The 21,411-nt window shown below is 39.2% G+C and carries 25 protein-coding genes; 6 read left to right on the top strand and 19 right to left on the bottom strand.

The features are described 5' to 3' along the window. Nucleotides 1-35 precede the first annotated feature (35 nt). The 10 genes from CL42_RS02880 to CL42_RS17215 all read right to left on the bottom strand — a co-directional run bounded on the left by CL42_RS02880 (nucleotide 36) and on the right by CL42_RS17215 (nucleotide 9,063). Nucleotides 36-650 (bottom strand): TetR/AcrR family transcriptional regulator, encoded by a 615-nt coding sequence (locus CL42_RS02880; protein ID WP_035264923.1) that lies wholly within the window; start codon nucleotides 648-650, stop codon nucleotides 36-38. Nucleotides 651-965: 315 nt separating this feature from the next. Further along, the gene (locus tag CL42_RS02875) at nucleotides 966-1,760 is read right to left on the bottom strand and encodes an ABC transporter ATP-binding protein (protein WP_035264921.1); all 795 of its coding nucleotides are present in this window, start codon (nucleotides 1,758-1,760) and stop codon (nucleotides 966-968) included. Nucleotides 1,761-1,768: 8 nt separating this feature from the next. Further along, complete coding sequence (ssuC, locus tag CL42_RS02870) at nucleotides 1,769-2,623, bottom strand: aliphatic sulfonate ABC transporter permease SsuC (protein WP_416202002.1); 855 nt, start codon at nucleotides 2,621-2,623, stop codon at nucleotides 1,769-1,771. After that, on the bottom strand, nucleotides 2,620-3,795 hold the full coding sequence (gene ssuD, locus CL42_RS02865) for an FMNH2-dependent alkanesulfonate monooxygenase (protein ID WP_035264919.1): 1,176 nt from the start codon (nucleotides 3,793-3,795) through the stop codon (nucleotides 2,620-2,622). Before ssuD ends, ssuC begins: the two co-directional genes overlap by 4 nt. Nucleotides 3,796-3,816: 21 nt before the next feature. Beyond that, the gene (locus CL42_RS02860; protein ID WP_228133222.1) at nucleotides 3,817-4,749 is read right to left on the bottom strand and encodes a sulfonate ABC transporter substrate-binding protein; all 933 of its coding nucleotides are present in this window, start codon (nucleotides 4,747-4,749) and stop codon (nucleotides 3,817-3,819) included. A gap of 81 nt (nucleotides 4,750-4,830) precedes the next feature. Further along, nucleotides 4,831-5,805 (bottom strand): sulfonate ABC transporter substrate-binding protein, encoded by a 975-nt coding sequence (locus tag CL42_RS02855; protein WP_035264914.1) that lies wholly within the window; start codon nucleotides 5,803-5,805, stop codon nucleotides 4,831-4,833. A gap of 363 nt (nucleotides 5,806-6,168) precedes the next feature. Continuing rightward, nucleotides 6,169-7,521: an amino-acid N-acetyltransferase gene (argA, locus tag CL42_RS02850; protein ID WP_035264904.1), complete on the bottom strand. Its 1,353-nt coding sequence runs from the start codon at nucleotides 7,519-7,521 to the stop codon at nucleotides 6,169-6,171. 150 nt (nucleotides 7,522-7,671) lie between these two features. Beyond that, nucleotides 7,672-8,049, bottom strand: coding sequence for an RcnB family protein (locus tag CL42_RS02845; protein WP_035264902.1), 378 nt, complete (start codon nucleotides 8,047-8,049; stop codon nucleotides 7,672-7,674). A gap of 179 nt (nucleotides 8,050-8,228) precedes the next feature. Next, nucleotides 8,229-8,627 (bottom strand): RcnB family protein, encoded by a 399-nt coding sequence (locus CL42_RS02840; RefSeq protein ID WP_035264899.1) that lies wholly within the window; start codon nucleotides 8,625-8,627, stop codon nucleotides 8,229-8,231. 280 nt (nucleotides 8,628-8,907) lie between these two features. Continuing rightward, complete coding sequence (locus CL42_RS17215) at nucleotides 8,908-9,063, bottom strand: hypothetical protein (protein WP_171076739.1); 156 nt, start codon at nucleotides 9,061-9,063, stop codon at nucleotides 8,908-8,910. A 220-nt stretch (nucleotides 9,064-9,283) separates the two neighbouring features. On the opposite strand from CL42_RS17215, the gene dapB reads away from it, so the two are divergent. Further along, nucleotides 9,284-10,105: a 4-hydroxy-tetrahydrodipicolinate reductase gene (gene dapB, locus CL42_RS02835; RefSeq protein WP_035264896.1), complete on the top strand. Its 822-nt coding sequence runs from the start codon at nucleotides 9,284-9,286 to the stop codon at nucleotides 10,103-10,105. A gap of 55 nt (nucleotides 10,106-10,160) precedes the next feature. Next, the gene (locus CL42_RS02830) at nucleotides 10,161-10,811 is read left to right on the top strand and encodes an START domain-containing protein (protein WP_035264889.1); all 651 of its coding nucleotides are present in this window, start codon (nucleotides 10,161-10,163) and stop codon (nucleotides 10,809-10,811) included. Nucleotides 10,812-10,829: 18 nt separating this feature from the next. On the opposite strand, the gene CL42_RS02825 is transcribed toward CL42_RS02830, so the two are convergent. Then, nucleotides 10,830-11,240, bottom strand: coding sequence for a hypothetical protein (locus tag CL42_RS02825; protein ID WP_035264887.1), 411 nt, complete (start codon nucleotides 11,238-11,240; stop codon nucleotides 10,830-10,832). 94 nt (nucleotides 11,241-11,334) lie between these two features. On the opposite strand from CL42_RS02825, the gene CL42_RS02820 reads away from it, so the two are divergent. Continuing rightward, nucleotides 11,335-12,777 carry a PLP-dependent aminotransferase family protein gene (locus CL42_RS02820; RefSeq protein WP_035264885.1) on the top strand — a complete coding sequence of 481 codons (1,443 nt, stop codon included), beginning with the start codon at nucleotides 11,335-11,337 and terminating at the stop codon, nucleotides 12,775-12,777. A gap of 5 nt (nucleotides 12,778-12,782) precedes the next feature. Here the strand turns inward: CL42_RS02820 and CL42_RS02815 are convergent, their stop codons facing one another. The 7 genes from CL42_RS02815 to CL42_RS16625 form a co-directional block, all read right to left on the bottom strand. Then, the gene (locus CL42_RS02815; protein WP_035264883.1) at nucleotides 12,783-13,352 is read right to left on the bottom strand and encodes a DNA-3-methyladenine glycosylase I; all 570 of its coding nucleotides are present in this window, start codon (nucleotides 13,350-13,352) and stop codon (nucleotides 12,783-12,785) included. 18 nt (nucleotides 13,353-13,370) lie between these two features. Continuing rightward, on the bottom strand, nucleotides 13,371-13,616 hold the full coding sequence (locus CL42_RS02810) for a hypothetical protein (protein WP_035264881.1): 246 nt from the start codon (nucleotides 13,614-13,616) through the stop codon (nucleotides 13,371-13,373). A 29-nt stretch (nucleotides 13,617-13,645) separates the two neighbouring features. Next, nucleotides 13,646-14,170, bottom strand: a complete 525-nt coding sequence (locus CL42_RS02805) for a M23 family metallopeptidase (protein ID WP_035264946.1) — start codon at nucleotides 14,168-14,170, stop codon at nucleotides 13,646-13,648. A gap of 58 nt (nucleotides 14,171-14,228) precedes the next feature. Further along, entirely contained in the window at nucleotides 14,229-15,260 is a 1,032-nt protein-coding gene (gene mutY, locus CL42_RS02800; RefSeq protein WP_035264874.1) for an A/G-specific adenine glycosylase, read from the bottom strand. A 105-nt stretch (nucleotides 15,261-15,365) separates the two neighbouring features. Next, nucleotides 15,366-15,734: an HIT family protein gene (locus tag CL42_RS02795; protein ID WP_265596980.1), complete on the bottom strand. Its 369-nt coding sequence runs from the start codon at nucleotides 15,732-15,734 to the stop codon at nucleotides 15,366-15,368. A gap of 62 nt (nucleotides 15,735-15,796) precedes the next feature. After that, nucleotides 15,797-16,534: a dienelactone hydrolase family protein gene (locus CL42_RS02790; protein WP_035264872.1), complete on the bottom strand. Its 738-nt coding sequence runs from the start codon at nucleotides 16,532-16,534 to the stop codon at nucleotides 15,797-15,799. A 228-nt stretch (nucleotides 16,535-16,762) separates the two neighbouring features. Further along, on the bottom strand, nucleotides 16,763-16,921 hold the full coding sequence (locus tag CL42_RS16625) for a DUF1328 domain-containing protein (RefSeq protein WP_035264869.1): 159 nt from the start codon (nucleotides 16,919-16,921) through the stop codon (nucleotides 16,763-16,765). 190 nt (nucleotides 16,922-17,111) lie between these two features. On the opposite strand from CL42_RS16625, the gene CL42_RS02780 reads away from it, so the two are divergent. The 3 genes from CL42_RS02780 (at nucleotide 17,112) to CL42_RS02770 (ending at nucleotide 20,236) form a co-directional block, all read left to right on the top strand. Then, nucleotides 17,112-17,564, top strand: coding sequence for a YcgN family cysteine cluster protein (locus CL42_RS02780; RefSeq protein ID WP_035264867.1), 453 nt, complete (start codon nucleotides 17,112-17,114; stop codon nucleotides 17,562-17,564). Nucleotides 17,565-17,674: 110 nt separating this feature from the next. Then, a complete protein-coding gene (locus CL42_RS02775; protein WP_051586510.1) occupies nucleotides 17,675-18,859 on the top strand; it encodes a PQQ-dependent sugar dehydrogenase in 1,185 nt (394 codons plus the stop codon). A 102-nt stretch (nucleotides 18,860-18,961) separates the two neighbouring features. Continuing rightward, nucleotides 18,962-20,236, top strand: a complete 1,275-nt coding sequence (locus CL42_RS02770) for a replication-associated recombination protein A (protein ID WP_035264864.1) — start codon at nucleotides 18,962-18,964, stop codon at nucleotides 20,234-20,236. Between the two features lie 421 nt (nucleotides 20,237-20,657). On the opposite strand, the gene purC is transcribed toward CL42_RS02770, so the two are convergent. Beyond that, a complete protein-coding gene (purC, locus tag CL42_RS02765) occupies nucleotides 20,658-21,377 on the bottom strand; it encodes a phosphoribosylaminoimidazolesuccinocarboxamide synthase (protein WP_035264862.1) in 720 nt (239 codons plus the stop codon). Nucleotides 21,378-21,411 lie beyond the last annotated feature (34 nt).

The following is a 21,411-nucleotide window of genomic DNA, read 5'->3' as shown; positions in this document are numbered from 1 at the left end:
CACCACCCAATCTCGAAGAGATTTAGAGAAACCAATTATGGTCGAGGTAAAATACCGTATAGCATCATATGGACTGTATGCTCAATGGTACGTTGATACATGGTGCGATTGCGCAAGGTTTTTCCCGTTACCATTTCAGTTTGGGTGCTAAAATCAGCATAGTTTTGTGTGATACCCCAAAGGTTAATAATTAAAACCTCAGCATCGATCTTGTCTGATATTTTGCCTTGCTCTTGCCACGTGGAAATGACTTTAGATTTGCGTTTGAAGAGTTTTTTTAATGGGCCTTTCAAAATTGGCAGGATATGTGGTGCGCCTTGGATAATTTCTAAAGCAAATAATTTTGATGCCTTATGTTGAGTACGGGAAACCTCAATCTTTTGCATGAGATATTGCGTGATCGCTTCAGCAGGCTCTAAATCAGCTTCCAACATTTGCAGTGGAGCTAACCATTTTTGCATGACAGTAGTCAGCACTTCGACATAGAGCGCTTCTTTATTTTCATAGTAATAGAAAATATTCGATTTGTGCATTTCCGCGAGTTGTGCAATTTCATCTAAGCTTGCACCACTAAAACCATACACAGAAAACACATCTAATGCAGCAGCTAAAAGCTGTTGACGTTTTTGCGTACTCTTCTTTTGTTCCATCTCGTCAGTAAATTATAAAAAGGAACCTCAAATTGTACGGCAAAACGTGCGATTTGTGCACAAGGATTAGGGCATTTGCAAAAGAATATGAAGAATAATTGTGTAGTTAAGTGATAAAACTAATAATAAGACACATGTACAATTTATTTGATAAACAAATACATATTACTCATGTGGGAAATGCTGATCGAGAATATCTTTTAATTTAATTAAAAAAAGCCATTTATCAGTACGAAAAGTGTCTAATTTTCCGACGAAAATTAGACACTTCCATTTACCTTATTCAACAATTCAGAATGTCATATTTTGTATCGCTTAAGTTGAAAGTACGGCTTCTAAAACTTGTTGTTCAAGCTCTGCAAATTTGACATTTTTTTGTCGCGGTCGTGGTAAATCTACTTTGAACTGATGTGCGATATGACCTTTATCGAGCAAAATAATACGATCTGCTAACTGGACTGCTTCACTGACATCATGTGTCACTAAGATGGTGGTGAAGCCTTGTTCTAACCATAGTTTCTCGATTAGATTTTGCATGTCTAAACGCGTAAGCGCATCTAAAGCCCCCAAAGGTTCATCAAGTAATAGTATTCGAGGGGTATGAGACAAGGCACGTGCTAGCGCTGCTCGTTGACGTTGTCCACCTGAAAGTTGTGCAGGCCAAAGTTCAGCTTTTTCATTTAAGCCAACTTTTTCCAATAATGCTTCAGCCTTATCATGCTGGGATTTATCTAAGCCCAATTGCACATTTTTTAAAATGCTTTTCCATGGTAATAGGCGAGGATCTTGGAACATGACGCGGATGTCATCAGCGGTAATACCTTCACGAAAGTTCAGTGCAGATTTAAATTTAATCTCACCATAACTCGGTTGTTCTAAATCCGCGATTAACCGTAACAACGTACTCTTACCACAGCCACTTCGACCCACAATGGCAACAAATTCACCAGGTTCTATATGTAGGTCTAAATCCTCTAATACTTTAACTTTGCCATAGAACTTGTGCAGTTGTTCAAGATTGATTTCTGCACCGATCTTTTGTGGAGCTGATCTGGCATGATCTGGAATGACATGTTCATCAGCGAGATTTGAAATACTTAAATCAGTCATACGCATTCCTATTTTTGATAGCCTGGATGCCAGCGTAATAAATATTTTTCTAAGGCAACCGCGAGTACATCCGCTAATTTACCAAGTAGGGCATACAGTAGAATCCCAACTAAAACGACATCTGTTTGTAAAAATTCACGCGCATTCATGGTCATGTAGCCAATTCCAGCTTGTGCTGAGATGGTTTCAGCCACAATTAACAGAACCCAAACTAAACCTAGTGCGAAGCGCAAACCAACTAAAATGGAAGGAAGAGCACCTGGTAAAATAATTTCTTTATATAACTGCCAGCGTGTTAAACCATAACTCTTGCCCATCTCGATCAGCTGAGGATCTACAGATCGGATACCGTGATACGTATTGATATAAATTGGGAAAAACACGCCAATCGCGACCAAAAATAATTTGGCAGATTCGTCAATTCCAAACCATAGAATCACCAATGGAATTAAAGCTAAAGCTGGAATATTACGGATCATTTGTAGGGTCGTGTCGAGTAACGTAGAGGCTACTTTAGATGAGCCATTTAACAATCCTAAAAATAATCCTAAGCCCCCACCAATCAGCAAGCCAATCAGTGCACGTCCCGCACTGACTTGGACATGTGTCCACAGTTCACCACTAAGCAATAGATGCCAAAAAGCCAAAACCACTGCGGTTGGAGCAGGCAAGACACGGCTTTCTAAAATGCCAGTGACTGAAGCAAGTTGCCAAATCACAATAAGAAAAATGGGTACTAACCAAGGCAACAAACGTTGCCCCAGTTGTTTGATTCCTCGAGAGAGAAAACCTTCAGCTTTAACCTCCTTGGTTTTACTCAACACGATAGAATGTTTTTGAGTTTTATCTACCGCTGTTGTCATGCCGGCTCCTGAACCTGATCTCCTTTTTTATTTTCTTCAGGAGTATAGTTATTCGCGACAATCTCACCAAAAGGACCAGTCAGATTAGGTTGAGTCAGTTTTTGGCGTGTTTCTAATGGCAGAAGAGGGAATACCAATTCAGCAAAACGAATTGATTCTTCAAGGTGCGGATAACCCGAGAAAATAAAGGTATTAATGCCTAAATCTGCATATTCTTGAATACGTGCCGCCACAGTTTCAGGGTCACCTACTAATGCCGTGCCTGCACCCCCACGGACGAGACCTACGCCAGCCCATAAGTTTGGTGACACTTCAAGTTTCGAGCGATCTCCATTATGAAGTTCAGCCATACGACGTTGACCAACAGAGTCCATTTGTTTAAATTTTTTCTGTGCCGCAGCGATGGTTTCATCATCAACATACCGAATTAATTCTTCAGCAGCTCTCCATGCTTCCTCGTTGGTTTCGCGGACGATGACATGTAAACGAATACCGTAATCTAGGGTGCGACCTTTAGCTGCCGCCTTAGCGCGGACATTTTCAATTTTTTCTTTAACCGCTGCTGGAGGCTCTCCCCAAGTTAAATAGGTATCTACTTGATCAGTTGCCAGTTCAACAGCATCATCAGAAGAACCACCAAACCACAATGGTGGATAAGGTTTTTGGACGGGTGGATATAATAATTTTGCATCATCCACGCTTAGACGTTCACCATGGAACGTGAAGCTTTCACCCGTATGAGAGCGTTTTAAAATTTCGCGCCAAATCGTAGTATATTCAGTCGCAGTTTTATAACGCGTTTTATGATCTTCATAGACGCCGTCACCTTTTAACTCTTGCTCATCACCACCAGTGACCAAGTTCAATAGAACACGGCCATTTGAAAGACGGTCAAAGGTTGCTGCCATACGTGCAGCCAGTGCAGGAGTGGTTACCCCTGGACGCAAAGCAACGAGAAATTTAAGATTTTTGGTGGCATCAATTAAACTTGCGGCAGTCAACCATGGATCTTCACAAGAACGACCAGTCGGGATAAGCACACCTTCATAACCTAGATTATCCACCGCCACAGCGATTTGTTTCATGTAGGCATGGTCGACAACACGTCCGCCTTTGCTTGTACCTAGGTAGCGACTATCACCATGAGTAGGAATAAACCAGAAAATTTTCATTACTTAAGTCCTTAATATGAGTTACTTACCAGTCCATACGACTTGGTTAATTTGTATCGGTTTAGGAATGATTTTGAGCTCAGCAAAGCGATCAGCCAGTTGTTGCTGATCTGCAATGACTTTCGCGGTTAAAGGTGCTGCATAAGATGGACGAGGTCGGCGCTGAACAAAGGTTTGGCTCACATTCGGCTTTAAACCTGTTGTTTTGGCAAAAATCGTTGCTGTAGTTTTTAAGTTCTTTTGAACCCATTGATCAGCAAGATTAATCTGTTCAATGACACCTGAAATCGCTTGAGGATGTTTGTCGATAAACTTGCCTGAAGCGAGATAGAACGTGTAATTCGGGCTCAGCCCTTGTCCAGTGGTCAAAACTTTTGCTTTATCTTCAAGCTCAGCAGCAGCGTAATACGGGTCCCAAATGGCCCATGCATCAACGGCACCTTTTTGGAATGCTGCACGTGCATCGGCAGGACTTAACCAAATTGGTTTTACCTCGCTCCATTGCAAACCTGCTTTTCGGACGGCTTGGACCAATAGATAATGTGAACTAGATCCACGATGTACTGCGACACGCTTGCCTTTGAGTTGTTTAAGCTGAGTAATGTTGGATTTTTTCGGCACTAAGATTGCTGAAGAAAGTGGCTTCGCCGCCTCATAAGCAATGTAATGCAAAGGTTTATTTCCTGCTTGAGCATAAACAGGGGGGGTATCACCTGTTGCACCAATATCCACTGAACCCACTGCAAGTGCTTCTAAAATTTGAGGACCACCAGGGAACTCATTCCATGTAATTTTGGCATTGGGAAATTCTTGCTCAAACAGTTTTTGCTGTTGAGCAATCACCAAATTTACGGAAGATTTTTGGAAGCCAATGCGTAATTCTTTCACTGAGGGATCAACAGCCCATGCAGCTGAGCAACCCAACATCGCACAGGCAAATAGCATCGTTGTCATTGAATGACTTGAGGTTTTAAACCAAGTGTGTGCTGTATTTGCTGATTGATATTGAGTCATGTTCATCACCTTTTCATGTTGTTATTTGGGTGTAGGCGCAATAATTGCGGCCTGAATATTGATTTTGTTTGGAATCAATTTCTGTTGATGGAATACATCGGCAACTTTTTGCTGATGTTGAGCAACTTCAGTACTAATTGGATAAACGCCGAAGCTCATACGTCCAATTGAGGTTTGAAGAATTTTGAAATCTAGACCTGTAGGCTTCACGAGTAGTTGAGCTGCTTCGTCTTTATTGGAAGCAATCCAATCTGATGCTTCATTAAGTTCTTGAACAACGGTTTGTATAATTTCAGGATTCTGTTCAACGAACTTACGATCAGCCATATAGAACTGGTAGTTATTGGCATTCCCTTCGCCAGAAGCGAGAACACGTGCGCCGATTTGATGCTCTGCTGCTGCAAAGAACGGATCCCAGATTACCCATGCATCGACTGCACCGCGCTCAAATGCTGCGCGAGCATCCGATGGTGGTAGGTAAACCAATTCAATATCATCAAGCGTCAAATGATTCTTTTCTAAGATCTTCAAGAGAAGATAATGAACGTTAGAACCTTTGTTTAACGCTACACGCTTACCTTTAAGTTGTTGAATATCTTTGATGTTCGAATTTTTTTGAACAATCAACGCTTCAGCGCGTGGAGTCGCAGGTTGATTTGCGACATAAACCAAATTTGAATTCGCTGCTTGGGCAAAAATAGGGGGTGCTTCACCGACTTCACCAAATGAAACACTGCCGACATTCAAACCTTCTAACAGTTGTGGTCCACCTGGGAACTCTACCCATTTCACTTGAATGTTTTGATCCTTCAAAGCGGCTTCTAATTCACCACCTTCTTTAATCACGGGCAGTAAGCCATACTTTTGATAACCGATATTTAACACTTGGGTTTTATCTTCTTTTTTTGAGTCGCAACCAGTGAGTAGCAAAGCACCTGTTAACGCAGAAGACAAAATGAGTGTTTTTTTCCAAAGATTAGCGTTAAAGCTGCTCATATTGAAAATCCTGAAAACTTAAAAATAAAAAAAATCAAAAAAATAAATGCGTCATGTAACGCGCCTAAGTTAATGAATTTTCTATTTCGTAAAAAATAAGAATTCAGGAATTCCTAATGAATAAAAAAGATAAAATTAAAAGAGAAAAAAATATCTAAAAAAATGCAAAAGGCTCAATCTAAGAATAACGATATTTTTGTTTCTAAGTTTATGAAATATATAAATATATATTAAAATATTAAATTGTGATAAGGATATGATTTGTATGAATATATCGAATGATTGTGAAGATAGTTCACCTAGGAATATCAATATATAAAAGAAAGATAAAGCAGTTCATAAGGGTGCAATAAAAAAGCCACTTTAGAGTGGCTTTTTACAAACAATTGAGTTTCTTTGGAAATTATAAAGTGCCTGACGCGCTTGTGGTAAGTCATCCACCGATGCTTTGACAAACCCTTGTTCCAAAAACCAATGTGCGGTTCGTGTCGTAAGAATAAATAACTGTTGGATATTAGACTTTTTTGCTTTCTCTTCTAAATAGTGCAAGATTTGGCTACCACGATTTGATTTGCGGTAACTTGGATGTACTGCCACACAGGCTATTTCTGCAGAACGAATTTCATTTGATTCAGTTGGTATTGGATATAATGCTGCACAAGCCAGAACCATACCGTCACGTTCAATCACAGCGAAATGATCAATTTCATTTTCCAAGCGTTCTCTAGAGCGGTATACCAAAATGCCTTCTTGTTCTAATGGGCGTAATAAACTGATTAATCCACCGACATCCTGAATCGTCGCTGTGCGGACTTCTTCATAATGTGCATCGGTGATCATCGTGCCATGCCCATCACGAGTAAATAATTCTTCGATTAATGCACCATCATGTTCATAAGATAATAAATGAACGCGGTTAACGCCATTTAAAGAGGCTTCCTTGGCATTTTGTAAATGCAATGCCAATTCATAATTTTGCTCTAAAGCAACGTCAATATGTTGATCTAGCTGATGCGGGGTCACTTCGCGCAACAACTGCTGTGGGCTTTGCATTAAACCTTGTTCGGAACCGAGAAAAATGAGTTTATCGGCACCGAGTTGGATAGCTGTTTTGGTCGCCACTTCTTCAGCAAGCAAGTTATAAACTTCACCAGTGGTTGAATAACCTGAGGGGCCAAGCAATACAATATTGTGATTGTCCAAATGTTTTTGAATCGCATCTGCATCGACTGAACGCACTTCACCGGTAAGTTGAAAATCGATACCGTTACGAATGCCATAAGGTTTAGCTGTTATAAAATTACCAGATACCACATCAATGCGAGCACCATACATGGGTGAATTTGCAAGTCCCATAGACAATAAGGCTTCGATTTGTAAACGGATTGAGCCTACGGCAGACATGACCGCACCTAATGAGTCACGTGTTGTTACTCTACGATGATTATGAAAAGGACTATCTAAATTCTTCTCAGCAAGATTTGCACTGATTTGTGGTCGTGCTCCATGAACCAGAATGAGTCGAATGCCGAGAGAATGTAAAAGGGCAATATCATGAATAATATGTTGAAAATTTGGTGATTGAACTGCTTCGCCGCCAAACATTAAAACGAAGGTTTTATTACGATGGGCGTTGATATACGGCGCTGAGTTTCGGAACCAATGCACATATTGCTGTGTCATATTTTGAGTTGTATCTATTGAGTCCGATTGCATGCATGTACCGATAGAAGCGGGAAGTGGTCATCAGATTCTAAACAAAAAAATGATTTTCCACACCTGCATTAAAATAAAGACATAAAAAAGCCCAAACTGAGTTTGGGCTGAGTGCAGGGAAGATCAATTTGAGAAGATCTAGGAATAAGCTTATCCGATGATACGCACGATGCGATCTGTACGCTCATTCACTAAGACATAGTCTCCATTAATTTTGTACCACTGCTGGTTACGCGCCGCTTTAGGTAGATTCTTCGCTTGACGATCACTTAACTCAAATTTTGAAGAGTTGAATTGACGTGGTAACTGTTGACCTACTCGCCATTGACGGCTTGGATTTACATTTTGGAAGCCACGATTTTGTTCATAGCGGTCATGTTGATATTTCCCAGGCTGACCTTTATTCCAATGCGCTGGTGGTGGAGTTGGTTTTGAATAGTGACGACCATCGTCATGTGGACCAGCCATCGCAGATGTTGCCAATAAACCACTCATTGCTAATGTAAGTACTGATACTAACTTTTTCATGTGGGATACCTCTAACTTTGTTATTTATCCGATATCGCTAAAGTACAAAATGATTTGAGATAAACCGTGGAGAGATATAGTCAATTTGTGAAATGTATGAAGAAGTGATGAAGATGAATGATTAGGATTGAACTCAACAAAAAACCCGACATGAAGTCGGGTCGATTTAAACGTCAAAATTAATCTTGCTGGATTTTCAAAATGCTATTGCTGTTTGAATCCACCAGAATAAAGTCATTATTCACTTTGTACCATTGTTGGTTTTTACCAGGTTTTGGTAGGTTATGATCTCTATATTCGGTTTTATAACTATTGCCACGATAGTGTTGAGGCATGACGTAGCCAGTTTGCCATTTATGTTGACGTAAACGTTTTACGCCACGCTCTTCTCTGTTTTTACGACGATCTTGGAACTCTTGATCTGATGAAGCATCATGTTGAGTACGTTTCTCAAATCCTTTACCACGTTCACGTGAACCTTTATCTTGGTAGTCATCAGAGTAAGGAGCAGCATTGGCAATATTTGCTGTAAATATTGCACTTAAAGATAATGTCAAAACTGTCATAATCTTTTTCATATTCCGCCCTCGTTGACCTTATAAATTGGGGTTCACACTAATGTACTGAAAAAATGCAGAGAAACTGTGAAGATAGAATGTAATTTAGATTAAAAATAACGAGATAATAAGAACATATTTTAATAGGAATGAAAATAGAAACCGATGCTTTAGCTGAGCAATCAATGCTTTGAGCAATTTTAAATTTTGAATCCTAATATGATTTTTAAATTGTAAATATTTTAATAACACAGAAGATGATTTTCTTTTAAATAAGAAAAATCATCTGATCCGTTTCATCTCAGTGCCACTGATTATGATATTCTTGCAATTGTTGAATAGCTTCGATAATGATCCACGCAGTTTCGGCATGATCTAAACCTTGAACTAATGAAGCATCCAACTGTAACTGTTCGATCGTTTGGATCGTTGATAATTTTCGAGCTTGGTCTGCCATATTATTTCCTTATAAAAGTGTTGAATTTCATGGCATTGATCATAGTTAAAATTTATAAATATAAAAAACCGAATATTTTTCTTAATTTAATCTAATTATTCGATTAAGGTTCAAATCAAATGCTTAAAAGACAGCATAATTTTTTATATCGATAAACTTAGCGTATGTATAGACTTTTGTTATAGTAAGAACAATTTTAAAGCAACACTAGGAATAGGTTATGTCTGTCGCTCCGCGTATTGGGATTTTAGGTGCTGGTGGCCGTATGGGTCGTACATTGATTCAAGCAGTTCAAGATGCTGGTTATCAATTAGCAGCAGCGGTAGAGCGTCCAGGCAGTAGCCTTATTGGCGCGGATGCAGGCGAATTAGCGGGTATTGGTACACTTGGTGTGAAAGTCGTGGGTGATATCCAAGATGTTTTAAATGATTGTGATGTATTTATTGACTTTACTGCACCAGTTGCAACTGAACAGCATTTGAAACTGTGCCGTGAGGCTGGTGTTGCATTAGTGATCGGTACGACAGGAATGAACGATGAGCAAAAAGCATTTTTAGATGAAAGTGCAACGATTGCTCCTGTAGTCTACGCAGCAAACTACTCCGTAGGCGTGAATGTATCCATTAAACTTTTAGAATTAGCATCTAAAGTCTTTGGTGACAGTGTCGATATTGAAGTGATCGAAGCACATCATCGTCATAAAGTTGATGCGCCATCAGGTACTGCTTTAATGATGGGTGAGGCGATTGCTGATGCATTAGGTCGTGATTTGAAGCAAGATGCGGTGTATCACCGTGAAGGACATACTGGTCCTCGTGAACGTCAAAGTATTGGTTTCCAAACCATTCGTGGTGGCGATATTGTGGGTGAACATACGGTAATGTTTATTGGTGAAGGTGAACGTGTAGAAATCACACATAAAGCCACGAACCGCATGAATTTTGCTGCAGGTGCAGTACGTGCCGCTGCTTGGGTTGTCGGTAAAGCACCGAAAAAATATGACATGAAAGACGTTTTAGGCTTCAACGATATCAAAGTTTAAGTTTAAAAATACTGCGTGATCATCTAAATAATAATGTGAAATATGAAGAATAAAAATGAAGAAAATTTCTATGATCTGCTTGCTTGTCAGTGCCATTGGCCTGACAAGCCAAGTTCAAGCCAATGAAGCCTCTCGACTCACCATTAACAAAAACAATATTAAAGTGTGGACGATACAAAATCCTGATCATCCTGTGTTGTCCTATCGTGCTGAAACAGTAGTGGATGCTTCACTCGAAAGAGCAGTTGCAATAGTTTTGGATGTGGAAAATGCAAAATCATGGGTACCCAATGTCGGTTCAGCACAGGTGATTTCTCAAGATTTGAAGCAAGGGGAATTTAAACTCTACATGGTGTTAGATTTTCCATTTCCTTTGAAAGATCGAGATCTGATTGTGCAAGGGAAAATGTATAAGGATTTAAAAGGTATTGTTCATATTAAGAATAAAGCTTCGCAAACGGGAAAATCGAAGAATCCTCAGTATATTCGGCTGCAACACTATGTTGGAGACTGGAGCTTTGAACAGATTGGACCGAATAAGGTGAAGGTCAGCACTTCAGGATATGCGGATCCAGAAGGTGCAATTCCACAAAGTGTGACCAATATGTTTGTACAACAGCAGCCTTATCAAATGTTGCAAAAAATGAAAACTGAATTAGCAAAATCTCAATCTGCGCAGATATCGTTACCAGATATTTTGAAATAATGACTTTATATCAGTCATTTAATCATTTTTCAAAGTGTAAGCTGTAAATTGCTTTAACTCTGCTGTTTGAGGCAAATGAAAACTCAAAATTGGTTGCTTAGTCTTAGACGTCTGATCCAATAGAAAAACTTGATAGGTTTGTTTTTTGGAATCATCACATTGAAAATTTAAATTTTTTTGTGTGGGGCTATTGAGCTTGACTGCATGATCAGAAGACACGGTGTAGAGGTAAATTTTCTGCTGATCTGGAGATTCAATACTTTTTGTAAAACGATAATGACTGTTGTGCGTCACTTTTAAGAATCCATCAATTAACGATGTACAAATAAATTTTTGCTCAAGTGCAGCTTGTTCGATCGCATGTTCTGGTTGGCAAGCTGTCAAAAGTGTTACCAAGGGTAATATCAAATATAATTTATCGTTGTTCATGTGGCCTCCTGTGTTTTTTTAGCTGTAAGACCATCATAAATTTGCTAGGTTTATAGATACAGATACACACATTTTATAAAAATGAGCACAGTTCATGTTTCAGTATCAAATCTTAGCCAAACATATCAAACAGAAAATTCTGAGTGGAGAACTGTGTTCAGGACAGAAGCTCATTTCCCTTCGGCAATTTTCAGCATTACATGCCGTCAGTTTAAATACAGCAAAAAATTGTTATACATTATTGGAATCGGAAGGGCTCATTACTGTTAAAAATAAATCGGGTTATTTTGTTCAACATTTGAAATCCAGAAACGATTCGCCAGTATTGCCTTATCATCATGAATTTGAAGCTGAAGCAAAGGATATCAGTAACTTAGATTTGCAAATTGAAATACAGGAGTCTTCAATCAATAACCGATCAATTCATTTAGGTGCAGTACAAATCTCTCCAAATCACGTGCCTGTAGATGCAATCCGAAAGTCAATTCAACGTGCTTTAAAACACAGTCAACCAGAAGATTTCCTTTACAGTAATCGACAAGGGCATTTGAGATTGAGACAAGCTTTATCAGACCATTGGGCTGAAGATGGTTTTTATATCAATCCAGACGAGACTTATATCACCAATGGCTGTATGGCTGCGTTATCACTCGTGGTTCAGCTCTTGACCAAGGAAGGGGATGGCATTGTGATTCCAACCCCAAATTTTAATGGTCAATTACAGTTGTTAGGGACACTGAAACGCAAGTTGATTGAGATACCTGCAAATGTGGATGGTTTTGATTTAGAACGCTTAGAAAGAGCAATGCAGCACCCCGATACCAAAGCCTGTCTATTGACTGTGAATTATCAAAATCCATTAGGATTTGAGCTTTCAAATCATGATAAACAGAAAATTGTGCAATTGGCTGAACAATATCAATGTTATGTGATTGAAGATGATATTTATGCTGAATGTAGTTTTAATTTACAGCGACCTTTACCGATCAAACATTGGGATGAAGCAGGCTATGTCATTTTATGCAGTTCAATATCAAAATCATTGTCGAGCGCATATCGAGTAGGTTGGTTTTGTTTACCGCCGAGGCTTAAATATTTGCATCGTCAAATTGTCATTCAAAATGTCAGTGTGAATACACCTTTGCAATTGGCTTTGGCTGACCTGATGTATAGTAGAGCCTATCGTGAGCATCTACTCCGATTAAAACCAAAATTAAATCATCAAGTTGATGCATATCGAAAAACGATATTAAACGCTTTTCACGGGATCGACATTGGGTTAAGTCAGCCGGATGGTGGTTATGTTTTATGGCTGCAATTGCCGACACATATTGATGGTTTAGAACTCTATTATGCTGCACGTCAACATGGTATTAACATTGTTCCCGGTGATGTTTTTGGAGAAGAACGCCGTTATAAAAATTATATTCGCTTAAATGCAGGGCATGAACTAACTCATGAAATTCATGACTCCATCGTGTTTTTAGCGGATTGGGTGAAACAAAAAATGAGGTCATCATCCCAAGCACCTTCTTAAAAAGATTATGGCGCTAAACTAAGCTTTTTAAAGCAGTGATTTTCATGATCATCAATCATTCCTACCGCTTGCAGATAAGAATAGATAATGGTTGGACCCACGAATTTAAAACCATTCTTTTTTAGAGTTTTAGACAGTTGCAGGCTTAATTCGCTTTGTGTTGGTGCTAAGCGATAGTCTGGCACAGAATGAACTTTGGGTTGATGCCCTACAAAACTCCATAACCATTTGACCATATCAGGCATGATTTGGCGCATATTCAACCATGCTCGAGCATTATCTCGAATCGCCTTTAGTTTACCTAAATGACGAATTATGCCCGGATCTTGTGCTATTTCGATTAAATGTTCATCTGTAAAAGTCGCAATTTCTTCAATGGTGTATTGAAAGAAATGATATCGATATCGCTCGCGTTTTTTTAAAACAATAACCCAAGCGAGTCCTGCTTGCTGACCTTCTAAACAGAGCATTTCAAATAAGGTGTGTTCATCATATACAGGCACACCCCATTCTTGATCGTGATAATTAATATAAATCTGCTCATCGGAGCACCAGCCACAGCGTTGAATCGTCATGCGAATGCTCTGAAGTGATCAAATGGTAAAAGCAACCCACTGATCGTTTTGATTGTCCCAAAAGAACAACTCTGCTTGTTCTAAATCTGAAAAATTAATCCAGAAATCTTTACCTGCTTTGTCCGCAAACCCAGTGCTAATCAACAGAGCTTCTTCGGTAATTTCCATAATCCAGCCCTGATGGCTTTGTCCATTTAAGACAATACGTTGTTGATTGCCAGATTCTGCAAATTCAACTAGACGATTAATCAAGGCTTCTGACATGAAAACTTCCTAATAATAAAAACTTTAATTTAACGTAAATAAGGGTATGGATTGACAGGGCCTCGACCGCGACCATCTAAGTAAATTCCATAATGTAAATGAGGGGCAGTATGTCGAGCATTACCCGTATTGCCGACATAACCAATATGGTCACCTCGTCGCACGAAGTCACCCTCATTGAGACCTTTTTTATGCTGATCTAAATGCGCATAATAATGCCAAGAACCAGCGGGTCCTAAAATCCAAATGACTTTCCCACCCAGCTTATTATCGCGCATACTGCGAACAATTCCATCAGTTGCACTATAAACTTTTGTACCACGAGCCGCCAAGATATCAATGCCTTCATGTGTTCGACCGTGACTTCGTGATGCACCCCAAGTGTCAGTGAGTTGTCTCGCTTTTACACCTTGTACTGGGATAGGTAATTTGCGGTCCAAAGGAAGCATATGTAAGCGAGCAACGAGGGTTGGGTCAAGCGGCGTTTGTTTTGGAGGTTGGCTACTGCAGGCAACAAGTAAAATAGCTACACTTAGGATGATGTAATGTCGCAAATACTTAGTCACTCCAACTCCTTGATTGATACAGCCACACTTATTTGAATCGACTATGTCACAATTTCACGGCTGAGATCAATTTTTTCATCGCAGTTGGAATGCCCATTTCTGTTACAACTTGTGGAGCGAGCCATTCACCTCCTAATTCTGTTTGGAGGTATTCCATCTGGTCGAGATCAACATGGAAAATATGTGCATTCAGTAACCAGGTAAAGTGGGTGAAACTGTGTGAAATTTGAGTTGGTAATTGATTACTCACCAAACCATATTGCTGAGTCAATTGACTAAATTCTGAAGTTTCATCAATGATGGGTAAGGTCCATAAACCACCCCATAAGCCTGAATGCGGACGTTGTTGCCATAACCATGTATTTTCAGTACTTCGCAGTAATAAAACATCCGCAGTCTTTATAGGCACTGCTTTTTTTGGCTTTTTAAATGGTAACTCTTGTGTCAGACCCTGCTTTAAAGCTTGGCATTCTGACTGCATTGGACAGTACAGGCAAAGTGGTTTTTTAGGAGTACAAATTGTTGCACCCAAATCCATAATGGCTTGCGTGTAATCATGGTTGCGTTGTTCAGGACAGAGTTGCTCGGCTAATTCCCACATTGCACGTTCATGGACAGGCTTTGATAAATCATCTTCAATGGCAAAGAAACGTGCTAAAACACGCTTAACATTTCCATCCATTATCACGCCGTATTTGCGTAATCCAAGTGACATCAATGCACCAGCAGTTGATCTACCTATTCCTGGCAGGGCCATCCAAGCTTCTAAAGTCTCTGGAAAATGTCCATTTTGACTTACGATTGTGGCTGCTTTATGCAGGTTGCGAGCACGCGCATAATAGCCGAGACCTGCCCAGTAAGGAGCAACTTCATCCCAAGTAGCACGACCTAAATCGGTGACCGTCGGAAAGCGCTCAATAAAACGATCATAGTATTTCAGAACAGTTTTCACTTGGGTTTGCTGCAACATAATTTCAGAGACCCAAACTTTGTAAGGATCATCTGCGACTTGCCATGGCAGGTCATGTCGACCATGTACATCAAACCAATCCAGTAACGCAGTTGAAAAAGAAAACATGAAAATACCATTAATACAATCTGTGCTCAGTATAACCAATCTAGGCAAAGACCTTTTAAAAAAGCATGAAAAAGGCGCATATTGCGCCTTTTTGTAAAATCAACATTACTCTTGAATAATGCCCCAACGACTATCTAATTTAAGCGGTTGGTTTTTGTAACGAGGAATAATATGGATGTGTAAATGTTCCGACTCTTCATCGCCAAAAACTTTGCCATCATTAAAAGCGATATGAAAGCCTTCCGGATGATGACGGATTTTTAACTCGTTACGTGCCAGTTCTAACAACGACTGTAAACTTTTACGCTCTTTATCGGTAATTTCAAAAAAAGAACTCACATGACGTAAAGGAATAATAACGGAATGTCCTTTAGTCAACGGCTGCTGTTCTGGCAAAATCACACCGAATTCATTTTTATCAATCACATCATATTCATCGTGATTGCAATAAGTACATTGTTCACTCATCCTTATATTCCTCTTATATTTTATCTTCTTTCTTCAATAATCTTAGCGCTAATAAACTTTGAAAGTAATTAATCTAAGTGACGCGACAGTAACTCATACATCGCAGCTAAGCTTTTTTCCTCAGCTTCAGCGTTATAACCGAGATCTACACCATTGGCTTTTGCCCGTTCATCAGCTTGTGGATTGCTAAAACCATGTTTTGCATCCTCAAAGATAATGACCTCATGTGGCACCTGAGCTGCAAACATTTCTTCTTTAAATTGTGCCACATCATCTAGCGTGACCATGCTATCTAGCTCACCATGCAAAACCAGAATTTCAGCTTTTACTTGACCTTGTTGAGCAGGTGTTTGCGCAGATAAATTAGCATGGAAGGTAGCAACTGCTTTTAAGTTCGCACCAGAGCGAGCAAGATCTAAAACAACTTTTCCGCCGTAACAAAAACCAATCGCAGCTAATCGAGTTGCGTCAACTTCAGGCTGTGCAGATAAAGTGTCTAACGCAGCTGTAGCGCGTTGTACAATCGTTTCAGGCTGTGCGAAAGTTTGCATCATCCACTCATTTGCTTGAGAAGCTTCAGTGGTTACCTTTTTGTCGCCGTACATATCAATGGCAAAAGCAGCATATCCTTGTTCTGCAAGTTCTCGAGCACGTTGTTCTGTATATTCATTACGACCCCACCACTCTGGGGCTACAATAATACCTGCAGCTCCTGAAGAGTTTTCAGGTGCGGCAAAATAACCAATCAATTGAGTACCATCTGCCGCTTTATACTGAATTTCTCTTGTTTGAATTGCTGAAGTCATTATTGAAAGTCCTTTCGTTTATGAAAATCAGCAAAGATTAAAGCATAAATGTTTTCCGAAGTGATGAATTTGTAATAAGAAAGTAAAATCAAATGTGAGAATTTATGAAAGATTGGAATATATAAAACGCGTATCAATGAACAGATAAAAAGAAATAAAAAAGAAGAAGGAGTACCTTCTTCTTTTCATCAATCTTGTGTTTTCAATTTAATCTAGTGATTTAGAACACTAGACTTTGCCTCTTGAGATAAAGCCTACAATTGCGAGAATCACTGCAATCACAAGTAAGATAATTGCGAAATCTTTAGATAAGCCTGCTACACCACCAAACCCTAGCAAACTTGCTATCAATGCAATCACTGCAAAAATAATCGCCCAACGGAACATTTTGATTCTCCATAAATTTTTATTAATGTTCATTCAGTATAAGAAAATAAACTGAGCAAAATGTATACAAAGGGTATTTTAACGTAGAGTATTGATATTCTTTAGTTAATCAACTGTAACTGAGATTGATGAAATTTTATGAGAATTATTAGTGATATACTGACTCAAATTTTTGATATTTAGCTGAATCATGAGCACATCTTTACGCCCTGAATTTTGGAAACATTATTCACTGTTTGAAATGAACCAAGCAGAGTGGGAGGCACTGTGTGATGGTTGTGGTATGTGTTGTTTGGTTAAATTAGAAGATGATGAAACCGAAGAAATCGCATATACCAAAGTTGCGTGCAAACTTCTAGATTGTCAGACGGGGCATTGTTCAGATTATGAAAATCGTCAGGTGCATGTACCTGACTGTATTCAGTTAACGCCTGAAAAATTACAACAAATACGATGGCTACCTTCGAGTTGTGCATATCGACGTATTAATGAAGGTAAAAAGCTACCGAATTGGCATCACTTGGTGACAGGCAATAAACAAAGTGTGATTAGTGCTCGAAAATCTGTAGCAGGTCGTTGTATATCTGAACAGCTTGTTGATGAAAATGAAATAGATGAATACATCGTGCGGTGGGTACGCTAGTACATTCAATTGCTAGACTACACATATTTTGTAATATAAAAACACTTTTAAAATGATCATTGCCGTTTAATCCTTGAGACTGATATTCAAGGATTTAAAAAGGGAAAGGCATGTTAAAAGCTGCAAAACTGATTTGGATTGTTGGTTTGAGCGGAATCATAATGGCGTGTCATGCCAATCAAAATAAAGCCACTGAAGCACAGAATCCGCAGGAATCAACAGTCAAAAACGAGAATTCAAAAGCTCAAGAACAACGATATCAAGTTGAAAAAATTGCTCTATTTAATGAACCATGGGCGATTGCAACTTTACCAAATGGTCAACTGTTAATTACAGAAAAGTCAGGCATACTTAAGTTGTTTGACCCACAATCAAAACGTAGTTTTAACGTGGCTGGTGTGCCTCAAGTTGCTTATGGCGGACAAGGTGGGTTAGGTGATGTTTCGATTCATCCTAATTTCAATAATAACGCTTGGCTATATCTCAGTTATGCCGAAGAAAAAAATGGATTGTTTGGTGCAGTGGTGATCCGAGCGAAATTGGATTTATCGAATATCGAAGCACCGAAACTGACGGATATCGAACGCATATGGGAGCAAGTCCCTAAAGTGTCGGGTCAGGGGCATTATGCACATCGTATAGTGTTTGACCAGCAAGCGAATTTATGGATTAGTTCAGGGGAACGGCAGAAGTTTCAGCCTGCACAAGATATGCAGTCTAATCTAGGTAAAATTGTATATTTGTATGATGATGGTCGTGCTCAAGAATCTAATCCATTTGCCAAACAAGGTGGTGTCTCAGCGCAGATTTGGAGTTTAGGTCATCGTAATCCTTTAGGTATGGCATTTGATCATCAAAATCGTTTGTGGGTGGCAGAAATGGGCCCTAAAGGTGGCGATGAGTTCAATCTTATTGAAAAAGGTAAGAATTATGGCTATCCAATTGTATCTAATGGTGATCACTATGATGGGAAACAGATTCCGAATCATGAAACGCGACCTGAATTCATAGCCCCTAAACTTGATTGGTCTCCAGTGATTTCACCCTCGAGTCTGATTTTTTATAAATCTAACTATTTTCCACAATGGAAGAACAAAGCCTTAATCGGTGGATTATCATCGAAAGCCATTATTGTGGTAGATCCACAATCTGAACCTGTACGAGAAATTCAGCGCTTGGATATGGGGGGTCGAGTACGAGACTTGCATGAAGCGAAGGATGGCACAATTTGGGGAATAGAAGATGGACCGCAAGCTTATTTATTCAAATTAAAAGCAAAACTCGAATCTGAGTAAAATGAAAAATGTTGAATAGTGATGGTTGTTTTGACTATTAATATTGGAATTTGACTATTACATAGTAGACTAGTCAACAGCACTTTGAGATCTATAAAAAATATGTCCGATACACAAATTCCGCTACCTGAACGCTTACGTCCACGTGATTTGTCTGAGATTATCGGACAAGATCATTTACTTGGTGAAGACGCACCTTTACGTCAAATGATTGACCAAGGACATTTACCTTCGATTATTTTTTGGGGGCCTCCAGGCGTCGGCAAGACCACCATTGCGCTATTGTTAGCTCAAGCTGTAGATCGTACTTTTATTAGCTTGTCTGCACTCAACACTGGTGTTAAAGAGCTTCGAGAAATCATTGGGGAAAGTGGTGATCTCATTGTGCCAGTGGTTTTTATTGATGAAATTCATCGTTTTAATAAATCTCAACAAGATGCCTTACTGAGCGCAGTAGAAAAAGGCAAGATTACTCTGGTTGGTGCAACCACAGAAAATCCTTCTTTTGAAGTCAATAATGCTTTGTTGTCGCGCTGTCAGGTGTATACGCTGAAAGCATTATCTGAGCATGATATTCAACATTTAATTGAACGTGCACTCAAGCAAGACCAATTTCTGAAAGACCGTCATATTCATATCGAAGAATATGATGCATTAATTCAATTTGCCGCAGGTGATGCTCGTAAAGCACTCAATTTATTGGATCTCATTGCGAGCACATTTGAAGCAGATGTTGAAAATATTGTCACCAATGCCATCGTGGTGAAAGTAGCTCAACAAAATATTGCGCGATATGACAAATCTGGTGAGCAGCACTATGATTTAGTCTCAGCATTCATTAAATCAATTCGTGGAAGTGATCCTGACGCTGCACTATATTGGATGGCGAGAATGTTAAAGGGGGGGGAAGATCCAGTCTTTATTGCGCGTCGGATGTTGATAGCCGCTTCGGAAGATATTGGAAATTCTAATCCTAATGCGTTGTTATTGGCTGGGGAGTGTTTTAGGTCCGTTCAAGCGGTTGGGATGCCAGAATGCCGTATTATTTTAGGACAATGTGCAGTGTATTTGGCCACAAGCGCGAAAAGTAACAGCACTTACTTAGCAATCAATAAAGCATTAGAGTTGGCTGAACGTACGTCAAATCTTCCAGTTCCATTGCATTTAAGAAATGCTCCAACCAAGTTAATGAAAGAGCAGGGATATGGTGTAGATTACTTATATCCACATCACTATCCAGAACATTTCGTGTTGCAGGATTATATGCCTCCAGAGCTGAAAGGCACCAAATTGTACGAATCAGCTCGTAATAAGCGTGAAGTCGAAGCAGAGCGTTTACAGCAGCGACGTTGGCAGCAAGAGCAGCAACAACAATAAAAAAAAAGCCCAGTTCTATAGGAAGCTGGGCGAAAAGCGATTCATCTGGTCGGCAACTACAGTCTCTCTCTTGAGCCACCAACTCCTGTAGTTGCCTGGTATAAAAATATATTAGTTGAACTTAGTAATATTGTAAAAACGATCATTTTAATAAATAGCATTAATTTATTCGATTAATGGGTGTAAATTTAAAAACACAAAAAACAATTGAGTTTTTTAATGATCAAAACCCCAGATTTGTCATCTTATTTAAATATCGATTCGATAAATTAATAGCATTACCAATGAGGAGAGAGCATTGGTAATGCGACTTAACAAAAATAATGAATGTATAACAACAATTTGAAAATATAAAAATAATATCAACAGATACAAAAAAGCCGAGTCATATGACTCGGCTTCATTTTATCTAAATTTTGATTTAGATATCAGAAAGGTCAACACCGATACGTGTAGCAACTTCTTCATAAGCTTCAACCACATCACCTAAACCTTGGCGGAAACGGTCTTTATCTAATTTTTTCTTGGTATCTTTGTCCCATAGACGGCAACCATCTGGAGAGAACTCATCACCAAGAACGATACGGTCATGGAACACACCAAATTCAAGTTTAAAATCAACTAAAAGCATGTTGCCTTGAGCAAAAAGATCTTTTAACACTACGTTTACTTGGTGAGTTAACTCTTTCATACGCTCAAGTTGTTCAGCAGTAGCCCAACCTAAAGCAATGGCTTGAGATTCATTCACCATTGGGTCGCCCAAAGCGTCATCTTTGAAAAATAATTCAAATGTAGGTGGTGTAAGTTCTAAACCTTCTTCAACACCCAAACGACGGCAAAGCGAACCAGCTGCATAGTTACGGATTACACATTCAACTGGAATCATGTTTAACTTTTTAACCAAAACTTCGTTTGGTGTTAAAAGTTTTTCGAAATGAGTTTCGATACCTGCAGCTGCAAGTTTTTCCATGATAAAGGCGTTAAAACGGTTGTTCACCTTACCTTTGCGATCTAGCTGTTCGATTTTTTCGCCATTAAATGCTGAGGCATCATCACGAAAGACTAAAATCAGGTGGTCTGCACTATCGGTTTCATAAACGGATTTAGCTTTACCAGTATAGAGCAAGGTTTGTTTTAACATGGTGGAACCTTTTTCAGAAAAAATATGCCTAGAA

Source organism: Acinetobacter sp. Ver3 (genome assembly GCF_000632455.1).
Taxonomy (GTDB): Bacteria; Pseudomonadota; Gammaproteobacteria; order Pseudomonadales; family Moraxellaceae; genus Acinetobacter.
Note: the sequence above shows the minus strand (reverse complement) of the source record. Positions and strands in the feature narration are given on the sequence as shown.